The organism is Thiomonas bhubaneswarensis, assembly GCF_001418255.1.
Taxonomy (GTDB): domain Bacteria; phylum Pseudomonadota; class Gammaproteobacteria; order Burkholderiales; family Burkholderiaceae_C; genus Thiomonas; species Thiomonas bhubaneswarensis.
Genome location: NZ_LIPV01000001.1, coordinates 449,126 through 465,414 on the forward strand (window position 1 = coordinate 449,126; position 16,289 = coordinate 465,414).

The 16,289-nt window shown below is 65.8% G+C and carries 20 protein-coding genes; 11 read left to right on the top strand and 9 right to left on the bottom strand.

Features of this window, described 5'->3' with window-relative positions:
* Positions 1–23: 23 nt before the first annotated feature.
* The 3 genes from thiL to ASC45_RS02155 are packed head-to-tail and all read left to right on the top strand — an operon-like array spanning position 24 to position 2,041.
* Positions 24–1,007 (top strand): thiamine-phosphate kinase, encoded by a 984-nt coding sequence (gene thiL / locus ASC45_RS02145; protein WP_055449368.1) that lies wholly within the window; start codon positions 24–26, stop codon positions 1,005–1,007.
* Complete coding sequence (locus ASC45_RS02150) at positions 1,004–1,525, top strand: phosphatidylglycerophosphatase A family protein (RefSeq protein ID WP_072242945.1); 522 nt, start codon at positions 1,004–1,006, stop codon at positions 1,523–1,525. The genes thiL and ASC45_RS02150 overlap by 4 nt, the downstream gene beginning before the upstream one ends.
* Positions 1,526–1,528: 3 nt before the next feature.
* Positions 1,529–2,041 carry a CinA family protein gene (locus tag ASC45_RS02155; protein ID WP_055449369.1) on the top strand — a complete coding sequence of 171 codons (513 nt, stop codon included), beginning with the start codon at positions 1,529–1,531 and terminating at the stop codon, positions 2,039–2,041.
* Here the strand turns inward: ASC45_RS02155 and ASC45_RS02160 are convergent, their stop codons facing one another.
* The gene (locus ASC45_RS02160; RefSeq protein WP_055449370.1) at positions 2,042–2,662 is read right to left on the bottom strand and encodes a glutathione S-transferase N-terminal domain-containing protein; all 621 of its coding nucleotides are present in this window, start codon (positions 2,660–2,662) and stop codon (positions 2,042–2,044) included.
* Between the two features lie 80 nt (positions 2,663–2,742).
* Between ASC45_RS02160 and purB the strand changes: the two genes are divergently transcribed.
* Positions 2,743–4,146, top strand: a complete 1,404-nt coding sequence (purB, locus tag ASC45_RS02165; RefSeq protein WP_055449371.1) for an adenylosuccinate lyase — start codon at positions 2,743–2,745, stop codon at positions 4,144–4,146.
* A 20-nt stretch (positions 4,147–4,166) separates the two neighbouring features.
* Complete coding sequence (locus ASC45_RS02170; RefSeq protein WP_174514696.1) at positions 4,167–4,529, top strand: phage holin family protein; 363 nt, start codon at positions 4,167–4,169, stop codon at positions 4,527–4,529.
* A gap of 9 nt (positions 4,530–4,538) precedes the next feature.
* Here the strand turns inward: ASC45_RS02170 and htpX are convergent, their stop codons facing one another.
* The 4 genes from htpX to ASC45_RS15665 form a co-directional block, all read right to left on the bottom strand.
* On the bottom strand, positions 4,539–5,408 hold the full coding sequence (gene htpX, locus ASC45_RS02175; RefSeq protein ID WP_055449373.1) for a zinc metalloprotease HtpX: 870 nt from the start codon (positions 5,406–5,408) through the stop codon (positions 4,539–4,541).
* An 83-nt stretch (positions 5,409–5,491) separates the two neighbouring features.
* Positions 5,492–6,490, bottom strand: coding sequence for a methionyl-tRNA formyltransferase (gene fmt, locus ASC45_RS02180; RefSeq protein ID WP_082454186.1), 999 nt, complete (start codon positions 6,488–6,490; stop codon positions 5,492–5,494).
* Positions 6,487–6,993 (bottom strand): peptide deformylase, encoded by a 507-nt coding sequence (gene def, locus ASC45_RS02185; RefSeq protein ID WP_055449487.1) that lies wholly within the window; start codon positions 6,991–6,993, stop codon positions 6,487–6,489. The genes fmt and def overlap by 4 nt, the downstream gene beginning before the upstream one ends.
* A 10-nt stretch (positions 6,994–7,003) precedes the next feature.
* Positions 7,004–7,165, bottom strand: coding sequence for a hypothetical protein (locus ASC45_RS15665; RefSeq protein ID WP_156346977.1), 162 nt, complete (start codon positions 7,163–7,165; stop codon positions 7,004–7,006).
* 200 nt (positions 7,166–7,365) lie between these two features.
* On the opposite strand from ASC45_RS15665, the gene ASC45_RS02190 reads away from it, so the two are divergent.
* The 4 genes from ASC45_RS02190 (at position 7,366) to ASC45_RS02205 (ending at position 11,075) form a co-directional block, all read left to right on the top strand.
* Positions 7,366–8,484 (top strand): LysM peptidoglycan-binding domain-containing protein, encoded by a 1,119-nt coding sequence (locus ASC45_RS02190; protein WP_141655702.1) that lies wholly within the window; start codon positions 7,366–7,368, stop codon positions 8,482–8,484.
* A 30-nt stretch (positions 8,485–8,514) separates the two neighbouring features.
* Positions 8,515–9,666 (top strand): DNA-processing protein DprA, encoded by a 1,152-nt coding sequence (gene dprA / locus ASC45_RS02195; protein WP_055449374.1) that lies wholly within the window; start codon positions 8,515–8,517, stop codon positions 9,664–9,666.
* Positions 9,667–9,711: 45 nt separating this feature from the next.
* Positions 9,712–10,170 (top strand): Smg family protein, encoded by a 459-nt coding sequence (locus ASC45_RS02200; protein WP_055449375.1) that lies wholly within the window; start codon positions 9,712–9,714, stop codon positions 10,168–10,170.
* Between the two features lie 74 nt (positions 10,171–10,244).
* Positions 10,245–11,075, top strand: a complete 831-nt coding sequence (locus ASC45_RS02205; protein ID WP_055449376.1) for a hypothetical protein — start codon at positions 10,245–10,247, stop codon at positions 11,073–11,075.
* A gap of 63 nt (positions 11,076–11,138) precedes the next feature.
* On the opposite strand, the gene secF is transcribed toward ASC45_RS02205, so the two are convergent.
* The 4 genes from secF to ASC45_RS16130 form a co-directional block, all read right to left on the bottom strand.
* The gene (gene secF / locus ASC45_RS02210; RefSeq protein WP_055449377.1) at positions 11,139–12,092 is read right to left on the bottom strand and encodes a protein translocase subunit SecF; all 954 of its coding nucleotides are present in this window, start codon (positions 12,090–12,092) and stop codon (positions 11,139–11,141) included.
* 39 nt (positions 12,093–12,131) lie between these two features.
* The gene (gene secD / locus ASC45_RS02215; protein WP_055449378.1) at positions 12,132–14,102 is read right to left on the bottom strand and encodes a protein translocase subunit SecD; all 1,971 of its coding nucleotides are present in this window, start codon (positions 14,100–14,102) and stop codon (positions 12,132–12,134) included.
* A 107-nt stretch (positions 14,103–14,209) separates the two neighbouring features.
* Positions 14,210–14,545: a preprotein translocase subunit YajC gene (gene yajC, locus ASC45_RS02220; RefSeq protein ID WP_055449379.1), complete on the bottom strand. Its 336-nt coding sequence runs from the start codon at positions 14,543–14,545 to the stop codon at positions 14,210–14,212.
* Between the two features lie 53 nt (positions 14,546–14,598).
* Complete coding sequence (locus tag ASC45_RS16130; protein WP_281173285.1) at positions 14,599–14,721, bottom strand: hypothetical protein; 123 nt, start codon at positions 14,719–14,721, stop codon at positions 14,599–14,601.
* Here ASC45_RS16130 and argC point away from each other — a divergent pair.
* A complete protein-coding gene (gene argC, locus ASC45_RS02225; protein ID WP_055449380.1) occupies positions 14,720–15,778 on the top strand; it encodes an N-acetyl-gamma-glutamyl-phosphate reductase in 1,059 nt (352 codons plus the stop codon). The genes ASC45_RS16130 and argC overlap by 2 nt on opposite strands.
* 76 nt (positions 15,779–15,854) lie before the next feature.
* Positions 15,855–16,232, top strand: a complete 378-nt coding sequence (gene erpA, locus ASC45_RS02230) for an iron-sulfur cluster insertion protein ErpA (protein WP_055449381.1) — start codon at positions 15,855–15,857, stop codon at positions 16,230–16,232.
* Positions 16,233–16,289: the final 57 nt, after the last annotated feature.

Consider the following 16,289-nt stretch of genomic DNA (forward strand, 5'->3'; position numbering starts at 1 on the left):
GCGCGCCCCTTCCACGCCACATCATGACCAAACCTCTTGGCGAATTCGACCTCATCGCCCGCTTTTTCACCCGCCCACCGCGCCGCGCCGTGCTCGGCGTGGGCGACGACTGCGCCCTGCTGGCCGCGCCGCCGGCGGATGAACGGCTGGCCATCTCCAGCGACATGCTGGTCGAGGGGCGACATTTCTTCGCCGACGCCGACCCCGAAGCGCTGGGGCACAAAACGCTAGCGGTCAACCTCTCCGATCTGGCCGCCATCGGCGCGAAGCCGCTGGCCTTCACCCTGGCCATGGCCTTGCCCGAAGCCGATGCCGGGTGGCTGGCGGGGTTCTCGCGCGGACTCTTGAATCTGGCCGACCGCTACGACATCGAGCTGATCGGCGGCGACACCACCCGCGGCCCGCGCAACCTCTGCGTCACCGTGCTGGGCACCGTGCCACAGCGCGCGGCGCTGCTGCGCAGTGGCGCAAAGCCCGGTGACGACCTCTGGGTCTCGGGCACCGTCGGTGACGCCCGGCTCGCCCTCGGTCACCGCCTCGGCGAATGGACGCTGGATGCGCCCGAGCAGACCGCGACCATGCTGCGCATGGATCGCCCCGAGCCCCGCATCGCCCTCAGCCTCGCACTGCGCGGCGTGGCCCATGCCGCACTCGACATGTCCGACGGTCTGCTCGCCGACCTCGGCCACATCCTGCGCGCCAGCGGCGTGGGTGCCACGGTCGAGGCCGACGCCTGCCCGGCCAGCGCGGCGCTGCGCACGCAGGAGTTGCCGCGCCGACGCCTGTGCCAGCTCGCCGGTGGCGACGATTACGAGCTTCTGTTCACCGCACCGCAGGCCGCACGCCGCGCCGTGGAAGAAGCCGCCGAGCAAGCGGCCACGCCGGTCACCCGCATCGGCCGCATCGATGCCGAGCCGGGGCTGCGGCTCATCGACGCCTTGGGACGGGTGTTGGACAATGCGTATGCGGGATTCGATCATTTCCGCCCCTCATCCTCGCCTCCATGACCGCATCCACCCCCATTCCGGCCTCGGCGCAAGGCGCGTCCTGGCGTTTCATGTGGCGCAACCCCCTGCATGTGTTGGCGCTGGGCTTTGGCAGTGGCCTCGCACCGATTGCGCCCGGCACTGCGGGCACCCTGTTCGCCTGGGCCAGCTACGACCTGCTCGCGCTCTGGCTGGGACCGCTGCAATGGGCGGTGATCATCGGCGCGGGCGCCCTCATCGGCGTCTGGGCCTGCGGCCACACCGCACGCGCCCTCGGCCTGGAAGACCCGTCTCCCGTGGTGTGGGACGAAATCATTGCCTTCTGGCTCGTCCTGCTACTGGTGACGCCCGCCGGATGGGCCGAACAGCTCGCGGCCTTTCTGCTGTTTCGCGCCTTCGATGCCGGCAAGTGGCTGGCGGTCGGCTGGGCCGATCGGCATGTGAAGGGCGGCTTGGGCATCATGCTCGACGACCTGATCGCAGCCGCCTTCACACTGCTGGTCATGGCCCTGGGCATCCGCCTTTACGCCTGGATCTGAACCGTGCCGACCCCCGATTTCTCAGACCTGTGCGCCCTGGCAGCCGATGTGGGCGCGGTGCTGCAGGGGCGGCGGCTGCATCTGGCGACGGCCGAATCCTGCACCGGGGGGCTGATCGCCGCGGCGATCACCAGCGTGGCCGGTTCGAGCGCCTGGTTCGAGCGCGGTGTGGTCACCTACGCCAACAGCGCCAAGACCGATCTGCTCGGGGTCGAGGCCAGCCTGTTCGAGAAGGTCGGCGCCGTCAGCCCTGAAGTCGCGCGAGCCATGGCCCTGGGCGCACGGCTGAGGGCCGAAGCCGATCTGGCCGTGGCCGTCACCGGCATTGCCGGGCCGAGCGGCGGCAGCGCGGAAAAACCGGTGGGCACGGTCTGGTTCGGTCTTGCCACGGGGCAGGGACTTGCGCAGAGCCTGGAAGCGCGCCACGCCCTGTTCGCCGGAGACCGCGGCGCGGTGCGCATGCAGGCGGCGCACTTCGCCCTGCAATGGGTGCTTGAGGCCGCGCAGCGCCGCTGATCAGCCTTGCGGCGGTGCGGTGTCGCGAAACGACGGGCGCTGCATCAGCTTGTCGTAAAGCTTGGCGAGATTGGGATATTGCTGCTGCCAGGCCAGATCGGGGAAGCGAAACACCACATAACCCAGCGCCGCGCCCACGGCGATGTCGGCCAGGGTGAGGTGGTTGCCGCAGCAGAACGGCTTGTCGCCCAGACCGTGCGACATGGCCTTCAACCCTGCGCCCACCTTGCCCATCTGCCGCTCGATCCAGGCCGGGCTGCGCTGGGCCTCGGTGCGCCCAGGCCAGGTCTGCTCCAGTCGGGCGGTGGCTGCGGCGTCCATCACGCCATCGGCCAGGGCCTCCCAGGTGCGCACTTCGGCGCGTTCGCGCCCGCCTGCGGGAATGAGTTTGCCCACGGGGGTCAGCGTGTCGAGGTATTCGACGATCACCCGAGAGTCGAAGATCGCCTCGCCGTCATCGAGCACCAGGCATGGCACCTTGCCCAGCGGGTTGGAGCGGGCGATCTGGGTGGCCTCCGACCAGACGTTCTCCTCCTCCCACTTGGCGTCGATTTTCTTTTCGGCCAGTGTGATGCGCACTTTGCGCACATAGGGACTGGTCAGGGAGCCGATGAGTTTCATGTTCCTGGGGAGCAGCAAAAACGGTGGTTCAGTATATCAATCGACCCTGCCGGGGCGTTGCGGCTTCCTACAATGGCAGCATGAGTACAAACTCCTCCCCCACCTCCGCCGCGCTGTCCACGCTGGACGCGCTTTCGCCCCTGGACGGGCGCTACGCACCCAAGGTCGATGCCCTGCGCACTCATCTGTCCGAAGCCGGGCTGATGCGTTGCCGCGTCCAGGTCGAAGTGGCCTGGTTCATCGGCCTGTCCGACCTGGGCTTGCCCGAGTTTGCGCCGCTGTCGTCTTCGGCGCGCGAGGCATTGAACGCTTTGGTCGCGGGCTTTGGCAGCGCGCAGGCCGCCGAGATCAAGGCCATCGAGCGCACCACCAATCACGACGTCAAGGCGGTGGAATACTGGCTCAAGGCGCAGACGGCGGACATCGCCGAGGTGCATCGCCACACCGAGTTCTTCCACTTCGCCTGCACCTCGGAAGACATCAACAACACCGCGCATGGTCTGATGCTCGCAGGCGCCCGGCGCGAGGCCTTGATGCCGCTGTTGCGGCGGGTGCTGCGCCGTTTGCTTGACCTTACCGACGAGCTGGCCGACCAGCCCATGCTGTCTCGCACCCATGGCCAGACCGCCAGTCCCACCACCCTGGGCAAGGAATTTGCCAATGTGGCGCATCGGCTGCAAAAGGCCATCGCCGCCATCGAGGCGGTGCAGCTCACGGCCAAGATGAACGGCGCGGTCGGCAACTACAACGCGCATCTGGCCGCCTACCCCGAGGTGGACTGGGAAGTCTTCTCGCGCAAGGTGGTCGAGTCGCTCGGGCTGACGTTCAACCCCTACACCATCCAGATCGAGCCGCACGACGCCATGGCCGAGCTGTTCGACGCCGTGGCGCGCACCAACACCATCCTCATCGACCTCAGCCGCGACATCTGGGGCTACATCTCCTGGGGCTATTTCAAGCAGAAGACCAAGGCGGGCGAGATCGGCTCGTCCACCATGCCGCACAAGGTCAACCCCATCGACTTCGAGAACGCCGAGGGCAATCTGGGCATCGCCAACGCCCTGCTGCGTCACCTCAGCGACAAGCTGCCCATTTCGCGCTTCCAGCGCGACCTGACCGATTCGACCGTGCTGCGCAATATGGGCGTGGCGCTGGGCCACAGTGTGCTGGCGTGGGATTCGCTGCTGCGCGGGCTCGACAAGCTGCTGGTCCATCCTCAACGCCTGGATGAAGACCTCGACAACGCCTGGGAAGTGCTGGCCGAGCCGGTGCAGACCGTCATGCGCCGCCATGGCCTGCCCAACCCCTACGAGCAGCTCAAGGAGCTGACCCGCGGCAAGGCCATCACCGAAGAGTCGATGCGCGCCTTCATCGCCGGGCTGAACCTGCCCGAAGCCGATCGGCAGCGTCTGCTGGCCATGACCCCGGCGAGCTACACCGGGCTGGCCGCCGAACTGGCCCGGCGCCTTGCTGCGGGCCGCTGACCCTCGAGGAGCCCATCATGCTGCTCAAGTTGTTGCTGAAGTGGCTGCTGTCGGCCTGTGCCCTGCTGGCCGTGGCCTATCTCTACAGCGGCGTGCAGGTCGCGGGCTTCGGCGCCGCCATGTGGGCCGCGCTGTTCATCGGCCTGCTCAACACGCTGGTGCGGCCCATTCTGTTCATCCTCACCCTGCCGATCACCATCCTGACGCTCGGGCTGTTTTTCTTCGTGCTCAACGCGGCGATGTTCTACGCCGCGTCCGGGGTCATCGAAGGTTTCGCCGTGCGCAGCTTCGGCGCGGCGATTCTCGGATCGATTCTCTACAGCATCGCCGGGGTCATCATCGACAGCGCCCTCGAAGGCGTGCAGTTCGGACGGCGGAGATAGTCACGCAACTCACCCCTGCCAGGCTCGCGCCGACCCGGACTGCGCCATCTGCATCAACCGGGCCACGCGCTCTTCGGTGGCCGGGTGCGTGCTGAACAGCTTGGCGATGCCGCCGCCGTGCAGCGGGTTGAGAATCATCATCTGCGCCGTGGCCGGATGCGCCTCGGCGGCCGCAAACGGCACGCCGCGCGCGTAGGCCTCGATTTTCTGCAGAGCCGAGGCCAGCGCCGCCGGATCGCCCGAAATCTCGGCGCCACCCCGATCGGCCTCGAATTCGCGCGCACGGGAAATCGCCATCTGGATCAGGCTCGCGGCCAGGGGCGCGAGGATGGCCACGGCGATGCCGGCAATCGGGTTGACCGGACGACCTTCGGAGTCGCGTCCGCCGAAGAACATGGCGAAGTTCGCCAAGGCCGAAATGGCACCGGCCATGGTCGCCGAGATGGTGGAGATCAGAATGTCGCGGTGCTTGACGTGCGCCAGTTCATGCGCCATCACGCCGCGCAGTTCGCGGGCGCTGAGCACGCGCAGGATGCCCGTGGTGGCCGCCACCGCCGCATGCTCCGGGTTGCGCCCGGTGGCGAAGGCGTTGGGCGCGTCTTCCTGGATCAGATAGACCCGCGGCATCGGCAGCCCGGCGCGCTGGGCGAGTTCCTGCACCATGGCATAGAACTGGGGCGCGCTGCTGGCATCGACCTCCTGCGCGTTGTACATCTTCAGCACCATCTTGTCGCTGAACCAGTAGCTGAAGAAGTTCATCCCCAGCGCGAACAGCAACGCCAGCATCATGCCCTGCCTGCCGCCCAGCAGCGAGCCGATCACCACGAAAAGCGCGGTGATCGCAGCCATCAGGATGGCGGTTTTCATGAGGTTGAACATGCTTATGCTCCGATACGTTTGGATACAACAACGCTAGATTGTGCAGCGAAAACAAAGTTCAAGCCCATCGTGGGGGCAAGGCATCAGGTAAGCATCTTCCCAGTCAGGTCGGGAGCCGACTGCCGCCATTGCGCCACGGGCTGCATGGTGCCACCGGGTTTTTGCAGCTTGGTGATACGCAGCACGCCCTCGCCGCAGCACACATCCAGTCCTTCGGGGCCCGAGCGCAGCACTTGCCCAGGCGAACCGGATTGCGGGTGCTCCTGCAAGGCCTCGGCGGCACCCACTTTGACCACGGTGCCGTCGGGCAGACTGAACTGCGTCCCCGGCCAGGGGGTGAACGCACGCACTTGTCGCTCCAGCCGTTGCGCGGGCTGCGTCCATTGCAGGCGCGCTTCGTCCTTGGCGATCTTGGCGGCATACGTCACCCCCGCTTCGGGCTGCGGGCGGGGCTGCAGTTCGCCCCGCTCGAGGGCATCGAGGCCCTTCACCACCAGTGCCGCCCCGAGGTCGGCCAGTTTGTCGTGCAGCGTGACCGCCGTATCGGCTGGGCCGATGGCCATCGCTTGCGCCATGAGCATGTCGCCGGTGTCGAGTCCGGCATCCATCTGCATCAGGGTGATGCCCGTCTGCGCATCACCCGCCTCGATGGCGCGCTGAATCGGCGCGGCTCCGCGCCAGCGCGGCAGCAAGGACGCATGGATGTTCACGCATCCGAGCCTCGGCAGAGTCAGCACCGACGGCGGCAGAATCAGTCCGTAGGCGGCCACAACCAGCACCTCCGCCTCGGCATCGCGCAGCGCTTCGTGGGCTAGTGCGGCCTGGTCACCGTAGCGACCCTCCAGCCGCAGGCCTTGGGGCTGCAGGACGGAAAGCTGCGAACGCAGCGCAAGCTGCTTGACCGGACTGGCCTGAAGTTTCATGCCCCGACCGGCCGGACGGTCGGGCTGGGTCAGCACCAGAGGAACGGGGTAGCCTGCCTCGAGGATGGCGCCCAGAGCCCGGGCGGCAAACTCAGGCGTACCTGCAAACGCGACTCTCAGGCGCCGCGCAGCCTCTGGCGTGGAAGGCGCCCGATTCAAGCGGCCTGCCTCTGACGCTTGATCATCTTGGTCTTGATGCGGCTGCGCTTGAGCGGCGAGAGGTAATCGACGAACACCTTGCCCTGCAGATGGTCCATCTCGTGCTGGATGCAGACCGCGGTCAATCCGTCGGCGTCCATTTCGAAGACTTGGCCTTGCGCGTCGAGCGCGCGCACGCGCACCGTGGCCGGTCGAGTGACCTTGTCGTACACCCCGGGAACGGACAGACAACCCTCTTCCCATTCCTTCTCCTCGTCGCTGTGGCGGACGATTTCCGGGTTGATCAACACCACCGGGCGGTTGCGCTCTTCCGAGGTGTCCATCACGATGATGCGCTCATGCACATCGACCTGGGTCGCCGCCAGCCCGACGCCATTGGAGGCGTACATGGTTTCCAGCATGGCCGCGGTCAATGCGCGCACCCTGTCGTCGACGGCCTGCACCGGCTTGGCCACGGTGTAGAGACGCGGGTCGGGATATTGGAGAATGGTCAAAGTATCCATGGTGCTCATTTTAGTTATTTCCGATGACATCGGCCTTTTCCATTGCCAAAATGGGGTGGGACGCCCTCACACGCGCCGCCAGGCGACGCAGGCCGCGCAACATTCTTGCAACTGCAAGCCCGCCCAAACCGCGCCACAGCCGTGATTTGATTGCCGCATCAAGGTGTTGCATGCACAATGTGCTCAACAATTTTGAGATATGGGCCCTGGAATCGCAAAGTTCCACGGGGGGCAGATGCACAAAAAGCCACACCGCACAGGATGTGGTCATCGTTTGATCTGGGGACTAGCGCCATGCTGAAGTCGGCTTTCCACCACCCTTTGTCGAGCCAGGGCTTGCGTCACCACGCGCTAACGGCCGTTTTCTTGCTGATGAGTGCAGCGCCGTGGGCCGCCCACGCGGCCGACACCCCTTCCGCTGCGCCCTCGCTGCACGGTCTGCCCAACTACCCGGTCGCCCCGGCGCAGCGCGCCCAGGCCGAGCTCACGGCGCAGACCGGCGTGCCGGTATCCGAACTCGCGCCCAATGCGCCGTCGCGCTACACCGTCAAGCGCGGCGACACGCTGTGGGCGATTTCCGGCATGTACCTGCGCAAACCGTGGAACTGGCCGCAGCTGTGGGGCATGAATCTGCAGCAGATCCGCAATCCGCACTGGATCTTCCCCGGGCAGGTGCTCTACCTCAACATCGCCAACGGCCGCGCCAGCCTCAGCATGGGCAGGGGCGATCAGGGCATCCCCACGGTCAAGCTCAACCCGCAGGTCGAGTCGTCGGCATTGCCGCCCGAGGGCATTCCCACCATTTCGCCCGAACTGATCGCGCCCTTCCTCACCCAGCCGCTCATCGTCGAGCCCGACACCCTCGAAGCCTCGCCCCGCATCGTCGCTCTGCCCAAGGGGCATACCATGGCCTCGCCCGGCACGCAGGTCTATGTGCGAGGCGACGTGAGCAAGGCCACGCGCTACCAGATCTACCGCCCGGCCAAACCGCTGGTCGACCCCGAAACGAAAAAGATCATCGCCTATCAGGCCGAATACCTCGGCACCACGAGTCTGGCCGAGCCCCCGTCCGGCCCGGATGCGGTGTCCGTGTTCCGCATCGATGGCATCGAGCGTGAGGTCGGGGTGGGCGACCGCCTGGTCATCGCCCCGCCGCGCGAATACCTGAACTACACCCCGCATGCCCCGGCCAAGCCGATCAGGGGCGATGTCGTCTCCATCTACGGCGACCTGAGCATGGCGGCCAAAAACAGTGTGGTCGCGCTCAACCGCGGCGCCGACGACGGTCTGGAGCGCGGCGACGTGCTCGCGCTGTGGCACAACAGCCGCATGGTCAAAGACGTCACGGCCCCCGGCAAGCCCGAAATCGAGCTGCCCGACCGCCGCATCGGCCTGATGATGGTCTTCCGCACCTTCAGGCATGTGGCCTATGCGCTCATCCTGTCGGCCGACGAGCCGGTCGAGGTCGCCGACCGTTTCACCCAGCCCTGATTCAAGCCCAGGTATTCGGTTCGGCTTGGCATGACGGCCCCCGAAGACCTCGCCGACTGGGTGCGGCTGATGCAGACGCCGGGCGTCGGCCCACTCACTGCGCGGCAACTGCTGTCGGCTTTCGGCCCGCCGCGACAGGTTTTCCAGGCTTCTCACGCGGCGCTCGCGCGGGTGGTGAGCAGCACGGTGGCGGCTGCGCTGCTGAATGAGCCCGATGGCCCGACGCGCGATCTGATCGACCGCACCCTGCACTGGGCCGCACAACCTGGACAGACTTGCCTGACCCTCGACGACCCCGCCTACCCACAGAGCCTGCTCGACACCATCGATCCGCCGCCCTTGCTCTACGCCCTGGGCGACGCCACCCTGCTCAACGCGCCGCGGCGGCTGGCGATGGTCGGCGCCCGCACCCCCACCGCACAGGGCGAGCGCGACGCCCAGGCTTTCGCGCGGGCCTTCAGCGAAGCCGGGGTCACCATCGTGTCGGGCTTCGCTCTGGGCATCGACGCTGCGGCGCATCGCGGCGCGCTGGAGGCAACTGGCGAGCTCGCGGGCTCGACCATCGCCGTCCTCGGCACCGGGTGTGACCGCGTCTATCCGCCGCGTCACAAGGAACTGGCGCATCTCGTGGCCGAGCGCGGTTTGCTGCTGTCCGAGTTTGCCCTGGGCACCTCGCCGACGAAGGGCAATTTTCCGCGGCGCAACCGTCTCATCAGCGGACTGTCGCGCGGTGTGCTGGTCGTGGAAGCCGCCACGCACTCCGGCTCCCTCATCACCGCCCGTCTGGCAGGCGAGCAGGGCCGGGAGGTCTTTGCCATGCCCGGTTCGATTCACAACCCTCTGGCGCACGGCTGCCACCGGCTGATCCGTGAAGGCGCCAAGCTCGTCGAAACCGCCCAGGACGTGCTCGAGGAATTCGGCTGGGACTCACCGTTGCCCACGCTCCCCACCACGCCGCAAGCCACGAACGACATCGACGCCTCAGATGACGACCCGCCGGAACGCGACACCGAATGCGACATCCTGCGCGCCCTCGGCTATGAGATCCGCGACTTCGACGACCTGTCGGCCCGCACCGGCTGGCCCCCCGACCGGCTGGCCGCGCGCCTGCTCGACCTCGAACTTCAGGGCCGGATCGCGCGTCTGCCCGGCGGGCGTTTCCAGCGCATCGCGCACGCTTAAAGTCCGGGAAACAACCCGTCATCGCGCCATGCATAGAATGGACTCATGTTTGACATCCTCATGTATCTCTACGAGTCCTACTGGCACCCGGAGGCCTGCCCCGAGTTCGGTCAGCTCACGCGCAAACTCAGTGCCGCCGGATTCGAGAACGACGACATCCACGAGGCCCTCGACTGGCTTCGTGGGCTCGACAGTGCCGTCGGCGGCCTCGGCACGCAGCAGCAGCAGAGCCCGCATGCCATCCGCCTCTATGCCCAGCAGGAGCTCGACTGCCTTGGGCTCGAGGCTATCGGCTACCTCAACTTCCTCGAAACCGCGGGCGTGCTCAAGCCGCACTTGCGCGAGCTCACCATCGAGCGCGCGCTGGCCACGGGCATGCAGCCACTGCCGCTGGAGCACCTCAAGACCATCGTGCTGATGATCTTCTGGCGCCTCGACGAAGAGCCCGACGCCCTCATCCTCGACGAGCTTTTCGTCGAAGCCGACGACCGCGTGGTGCATTGACCCGTTTTCTGCCCAACTGCAGCGCTTAGGTGCGACCTGCATAGCGACTCAACCCTATCCCTGAAAGCATTCCGATGCCACTCTCCCGACTCCGCATCAGCCTGGGCACCGTCCTGCTCGGCAGCCTGGCCCTCGCCGGCTGCGGCGGCGGTTCGACGAACACCAACTACTCCGGCTCGACCGTCGTCGGGCAGGTGCTCATGGGCGCCAACAGCCCGGTCAACGGCAACGGCACGCAGAACGTGTGCGCCTATGCCGTCGTCAACGGACAGGGCAATCCGCTCATCACCACCGTGCTCCCCTACACCAACACCGGCACCTTGCTCAGCTGCGTGCCGTCGGGCGCGGATGGCAGCTTCAGCATGAACCTCACCAGTTTCTACGGCCCGGTCTTGCTGCAGGTCGTGGGGGGTACCTACAGCTATAAAGGCGCATCGCAGAATCTCAACAGCCTGACTTCAACGGCGCTGAATCTGGCCGCAAGCGATGCCAATGCGGCTCTTGCGACCAATGCCAGTCTGCAGGCCATGGTCAATGTGGGCGGTGGCAACACCGTCACCGCCAATATCACGCCTCTGACCACCTTCGCCGTGGCGCGCATCACCCCTAACAGTGGTCTGACGATCGCGAATTACACGGCATCGCTGCAGAACATTGCGGGGCTGTTCGGCCTTGGCAGCCTGGCGCTGGCGACGGCGGTTCCTGCGAGTGGAGACGCTTACGACAAAGCGCTGATGGGCGTGGAACAGTATTTGGCGACCATGACGCCCAATGGCAGCAACACGGACGACCCCTACGCGGCCCATTTCCTGAACTGGACCAACCTCGCCACGGTGTCGGCCGATTACTCGACTGCTTACAACACCGCCAACGGCACGAGCGGGGTCAGCTTCAATTTCAACTGACGCCGCCATTGCGCTCACAAAAAAAGCCAGCTCACGCTGGCTTTTTTGGCCTTCACCGTACCTTCACACCACGGCGCCGGCGTTCGGGTCGTTGCTGTTGCTGGGCTTGTTGCCGCCGGGCTTGATCAGGTCTTCGCGCTTCACGCCGAACCACATCGCCAGGGCCGCGGCGACGAAGACCGAGCTGTAGATGCTCATGGAGATGCCGATGATCAGCGCCAGCGCGAAGTAATGCAGCGCCGGGCCGCCGAAGAAGAACATGGAAAACGCCATGGCCAGCGTGGAACCGTGGGTGATGACGGTGCGGCTGATGGTGTTGGTGATGGCGCTGTCGATCACCTGCACGGTGCTGTACTTGCGGTAGCGGCGAAAGTTCTCGCGCACCCGGTCGAAGATCACCACCGACTCGTTCACCGAATAGCCCAGCACCGCCAGCACGGCCGCCAGCACCGGCAGCGAGAATTCCCACTGGAACAGGGCAAAGAAGCCGAGCACGATGATGACGTCGTGCAGGTTGGCGAGAATGGCGGCCACCGAGAACTTCCACTCGAAGCGCACCGCCAGATAGGCGACGATGCCGAAGATCACCAGCGCCAGCGCCTTGAGGCCATCGGTGGCCAGCTCGGAGCCGACCTGCGGGCCGACGAATTCGGTGCGCCGCTGCTGCGCCTGTGGGTCGGCGGCAAGCAGGCCAGCCATGACCTTGGCGCTCTGCTCGGAGCTGGTCTCGCCCTTGTGCAGCGGCAGGCGGATGACCACATCGTTGGCATTGCCATAGGCCTGCACCTGGGCATCGGCATAGCCGAGCTTGTTCAGCGTGGCGCGGATGCCGTCGATATTGGCGCCCTGGCTATAGCCGACTTCCATCACCGTGCCGCCGGTGAACTCGATCGAGAGATTGAGCCCGCGGGTGAAGAGGAAGAACACCGCGGCGACGAACAGCAGCACCGAGATGACGTTGAAGGTCAGCGCCGACCGCATGAACGGAATGTCGCGCTTGATTCTGAAAAATTCCATGGTCTTGCCTTGAAGGAAAGAAAGGACGCCGTCGCCCGATCAATGCACCTTGCGGCGCGGCTTGGTGGCGCGCGGCGTGGGCGCGTCCAGCGACTTGCCCGCCTTGACGGCCTGACTGGCGGTCTCGGATGACAGCGCCCTGGCCTTGGCCTGCGCCGCCTCGGGCTTCCAGATCTGGCCGATCGAAATGCTCTGTAGACGGCGCTTGCGGCCGTACCAGAGGTTGATCAGCCCGCGCGAGAAGAACACCGCCGAGAACATCGACGTGAGAATGCCCAACACATGCACCACGGCGAACCCGCGCACCGCGCCGGAGCCGAAGATGAGCAGCGCCACACCGGCAATCAAGGTGGTGACGTTGGAATCGAAAATCGTGGCCCAGGCGCGCTCATAGCCGTGGAAGATGGCGTTTTGCGGACTGGCGCCGTTGCGCAATTCTTCACGCACGCGCTCGTTGATCAGCACGTTGGAGTCGATCGCCATGCCCAGCGCCAGCGCCATGGCGGCGATGCCGGGCAGGGTGAGCGTGGCCTGCAGCATGGACAGCACGGCGACCAGCAGCAACAGGTTCACGGCCAGCGCAATCGACGACACCACGCCGAAGAACATGTAGTAGATCGACATGAAGATGACGATGGCGACGAAGCCCCAGGTCACCGAATGGAAGCCCTGCGAAATGTTCTGCTGACCCAGGCTGGGGCCGACGGTGCGCTCCTCGATGATGGTCATCGGCGCGGCCAGGGCTCCGGCGCGCAGCAGCAGCGCGGTGTCGTTGGCTTCCTGCACCGTCATATTGCCCGAGATCTGCACCCGGCCCCCGGCGATCTCGCTGCGGATGACCGGCGCGGTGATGATCTCGCCACGGCCACGGTCGAACAGGATCATGGCGGTACGCTTGCCGACGTTCTCGCGGGTCACGTCCTGGAAGATGCGCGCGCCCTTGGAATCGAGGGTGAGGAACACCGCGGGTTCGTTGGTCTGCTGATCGAAGCCGGGCTGAGCGTCGGTGAGGTTGTCGCCGGTGAGCAGGACGTCGCGCTTGACCACCAGCTTGCCGCCGCTGCGGTCGGGGAAGATCTGGTCGCCAGGCGGCAGCGGGCCTTGCCCGGCGAGCGCGGTCTGGGCAGCGGCGCTATCGTCCACCATGCGCACTTCCAGGCTGGCGGTGCGGCCCAGAATGTCCTTGGCGCGGGCCACGTCCTGAATGCCGGGCAGCTCGACCACCACGCGGTCGCGTCCCTGCTGCTGGATGATGGGCTCGGCCACGCCGAGTTCGTTGATGCGGTTGTGCAGCGTCTGGATGTTCTGCTTGATCGCGTAGTCTTCTTCCTGCGTCACCGCGACAGGCGTGAGGCTGGCGCTGAAGCTGTTGGGCCCGGCGGGCGGCTGGGCCGCGAGCTGCAGATCGGGATGCTGGCGGGTGATGAGTTGCTTGGCCTGATCGAAGGCCGCGGCATCGACGAACACGCCCTGGATGGTGTCGCCTACGCGCTCGAGCTTGGTGTAGCGCGCGTCCTTGTCGCGCAGGCCGCTGCGCAGCTCGCCGGCGATGGAGTCCAGCTTCTTGTGCACCGCCGCCTGCATGTCCACCTGCAGCAGGAAATGCACGCCGCCGCGCAGATCGAGGCCGAGGTACATGGGGTTGGCGCCCAGCGCCGTCAGCCATGAGGGCGAGCGCGGCAGCAGGTTCACCGCAACGACGAAATGCGGATTCTCGGGGTCGGGGTTGAGCGCCTTGGCCAGCACGTCGCGCGCCTTGAGCTGCACGCTGGTGTTGCTGAAGCGGTAGTTCACCGTGGTGCCGTTGAAGTCGGCCGAGTCGGGCCTGAGGGCTGCGGCGTCGAGGATCTGCTCGCCCCTGGCCAGCAAGGCGTTGTCCACCTTGCCACCGTTGGTGCTGGAAATCTGCACGGAAGGCGATTCGCCGTACAGATTGGGCAGCGCATACACCGCGCCCACCACCAGCACGACGACCATGATGAGATATTTCCACCAGGGGTAACGATTCATGACCACAACCTCGATTCACCCGCGCATGCACACGGGTTCAAACAAAAACGCCGCGCAAGTTGAACTGCGCGGCTGGTCCCGCGATACCGCGGGCGGAAAGCGCGCGATCAGACGCCGCTCTTAATGGTTCCCTTGGGCAGCACCATGGTGACGGCGTTGCGCTGCACCTGCACTTCGGTGTTGGCGGCGATTTCCAGACCGATGTAGTTCTCGCTGACCTTGGTGATCTTGCCCACGACACCGCCCGATGTCACGACTTCATCACCCTTGGCCAGGGCCGCGAGCATGGCGCGCAACTCTTTTTGCTTCTTCATCTGCGGACGCAGCATGACGAAGTAAAGAATGACGAACATCACGATGATGGGTAGCAGGCTCATCAGGGTGGAACCAGCGCTGGGCGCGGGAGCGGCGGCTTGAGCGTGGGCGACGGAAATGAAGTTCATGAGGGGTTCAAACGGTGGAAATCATCGGCATCCTGGCAAGCGGCCAGGGTCGGTCAACCGCGTATTGTCGCAAAGCTGCGCGCATCTGGCGAAAATTCCGGCAATACTTGCTCGAAGCAGCTCGATCCAGCGTCGCACAAAGCCCATAAGATGGCAGTTTTATCGAGGGTTTCCATGAAACGTCTGCGCATCGGCATCGTTGGCGGCACCGGCTACACCGGGGTGGAATTGTTGCGTCTGCTGGCTCGCCACCCGCAGGCGGAACTGGCGGCCATCACCTCGCGCAAGGAGGCGGGCACGGCGGTGTCGGACATGTTCACCAGCCTGCGCGGTCATGTGGATCTGGCCTTCTCCACACCCGAAGACGCACCGCTGCACACCTGCGACATTGTGTTCTTCGCCACACCGCACGGCGTGGCGATGGCTCAGGCGCGGCGGCTTTTGGAGGCCGGGGTGCGGATCATCGACCTGGCCGCCGACTTCCGGCTGCAGAACCTGGCCGAATTCACCCAGTGGTACGGCATGGAGCACGCCTGCCCCGATCTGCTGCAGGAGGCGGTGTACGGCCTGCCCGAACTGCATCGCGCAGCCATCGCCAAGGCGCGCATCGTCGCCAATCCGGGCTGCTATCCCACCACGGTGCAACTGGGTTTCGCGCCGCTGTTGCGCACCCCCGGCCTGGTCGATGCCAGCCACCTCGTGGCCAACTGCGCCTCGGGCGTCTCGGGCGCGGGGCGCAAGGCGGAAATCGGCCTGCTGTTCAGCGAGGCCTCCGACAACTTCAAGGCCTACGGCGTCAAAGGCCATCGGCACGGGCCTGAAATCAACGAGCAACTTCGGCGCATCGCGGGTGTCGCCCCCGGCAGCGACGCGGTCGACTGTCTGTTCGTGCCTCACCTCACGCCGATGATCCGCGGCATGCACGCCACGCTCCACGCCCGCCTCACACCCGCCGGGCAGGCGCTCGACCTGCAACGCCTCTTCGAGGACTTCTACGCCCAGGAGCCTTTTGTCGATGTGCTGCCCGCAGGCAGCACGCCCGAGACCCGCTCGGTGCGCGGCGCCAACACCCTGCGCCTGGCCGTGCACAAGCCGCGCCCTGACACCGCGCTGATCCTGGTGGTGCAGGACAACCTGACCAAGGGCGCCTCCGGCCAGGCGGTGCAGAACATGAACGTCATGTTCGGCCTGCCCGAAGCCATGGGGCTCGACGGACTGGCAGTGTTGCCCTGAATGAGCTTGGCAATGCCGCTGCGCGCCGAAGGGTCTTGTGCGGCACTAAAATTGAGGTCCTTTTCAGGAGAAGTCCATGAGCGCCATGCTTGACACCGCCCCCGCCGCCGAAATGGCCGTCCCGCCCGCGCCGCTGCTGTTCACCGACAGCGCGGCAGCCAAGGTCAAGGAACTGATCGACGAGGAGGGCAACACCGATCTGAAACTGCGCGTGTTCGTGCAGGGCGGCGGCTGCTCCGGCTTTCAGTACGGCTTCACCTTCGACGAAGCGGTGAACGAAGACGACACCCAGATGGTGAAAAACGGCGTCACCCTTCTGATCGACGCCATGAGCCTGCAATACCTGGTCGGCGCCGAGATCGACTACAAGGAAGGGCTGGAAGGCGCCCAGTTCGTCATCAAGAACCCGAACGCCACAACGACCTGCGGCTGCGGCTCGTCGTTTTCGGTCTGACAGTCCTTCAGCACTCCCCCTGAAAGCAGCAACCGCCCTCTCTGGGCGGTTGCTGCT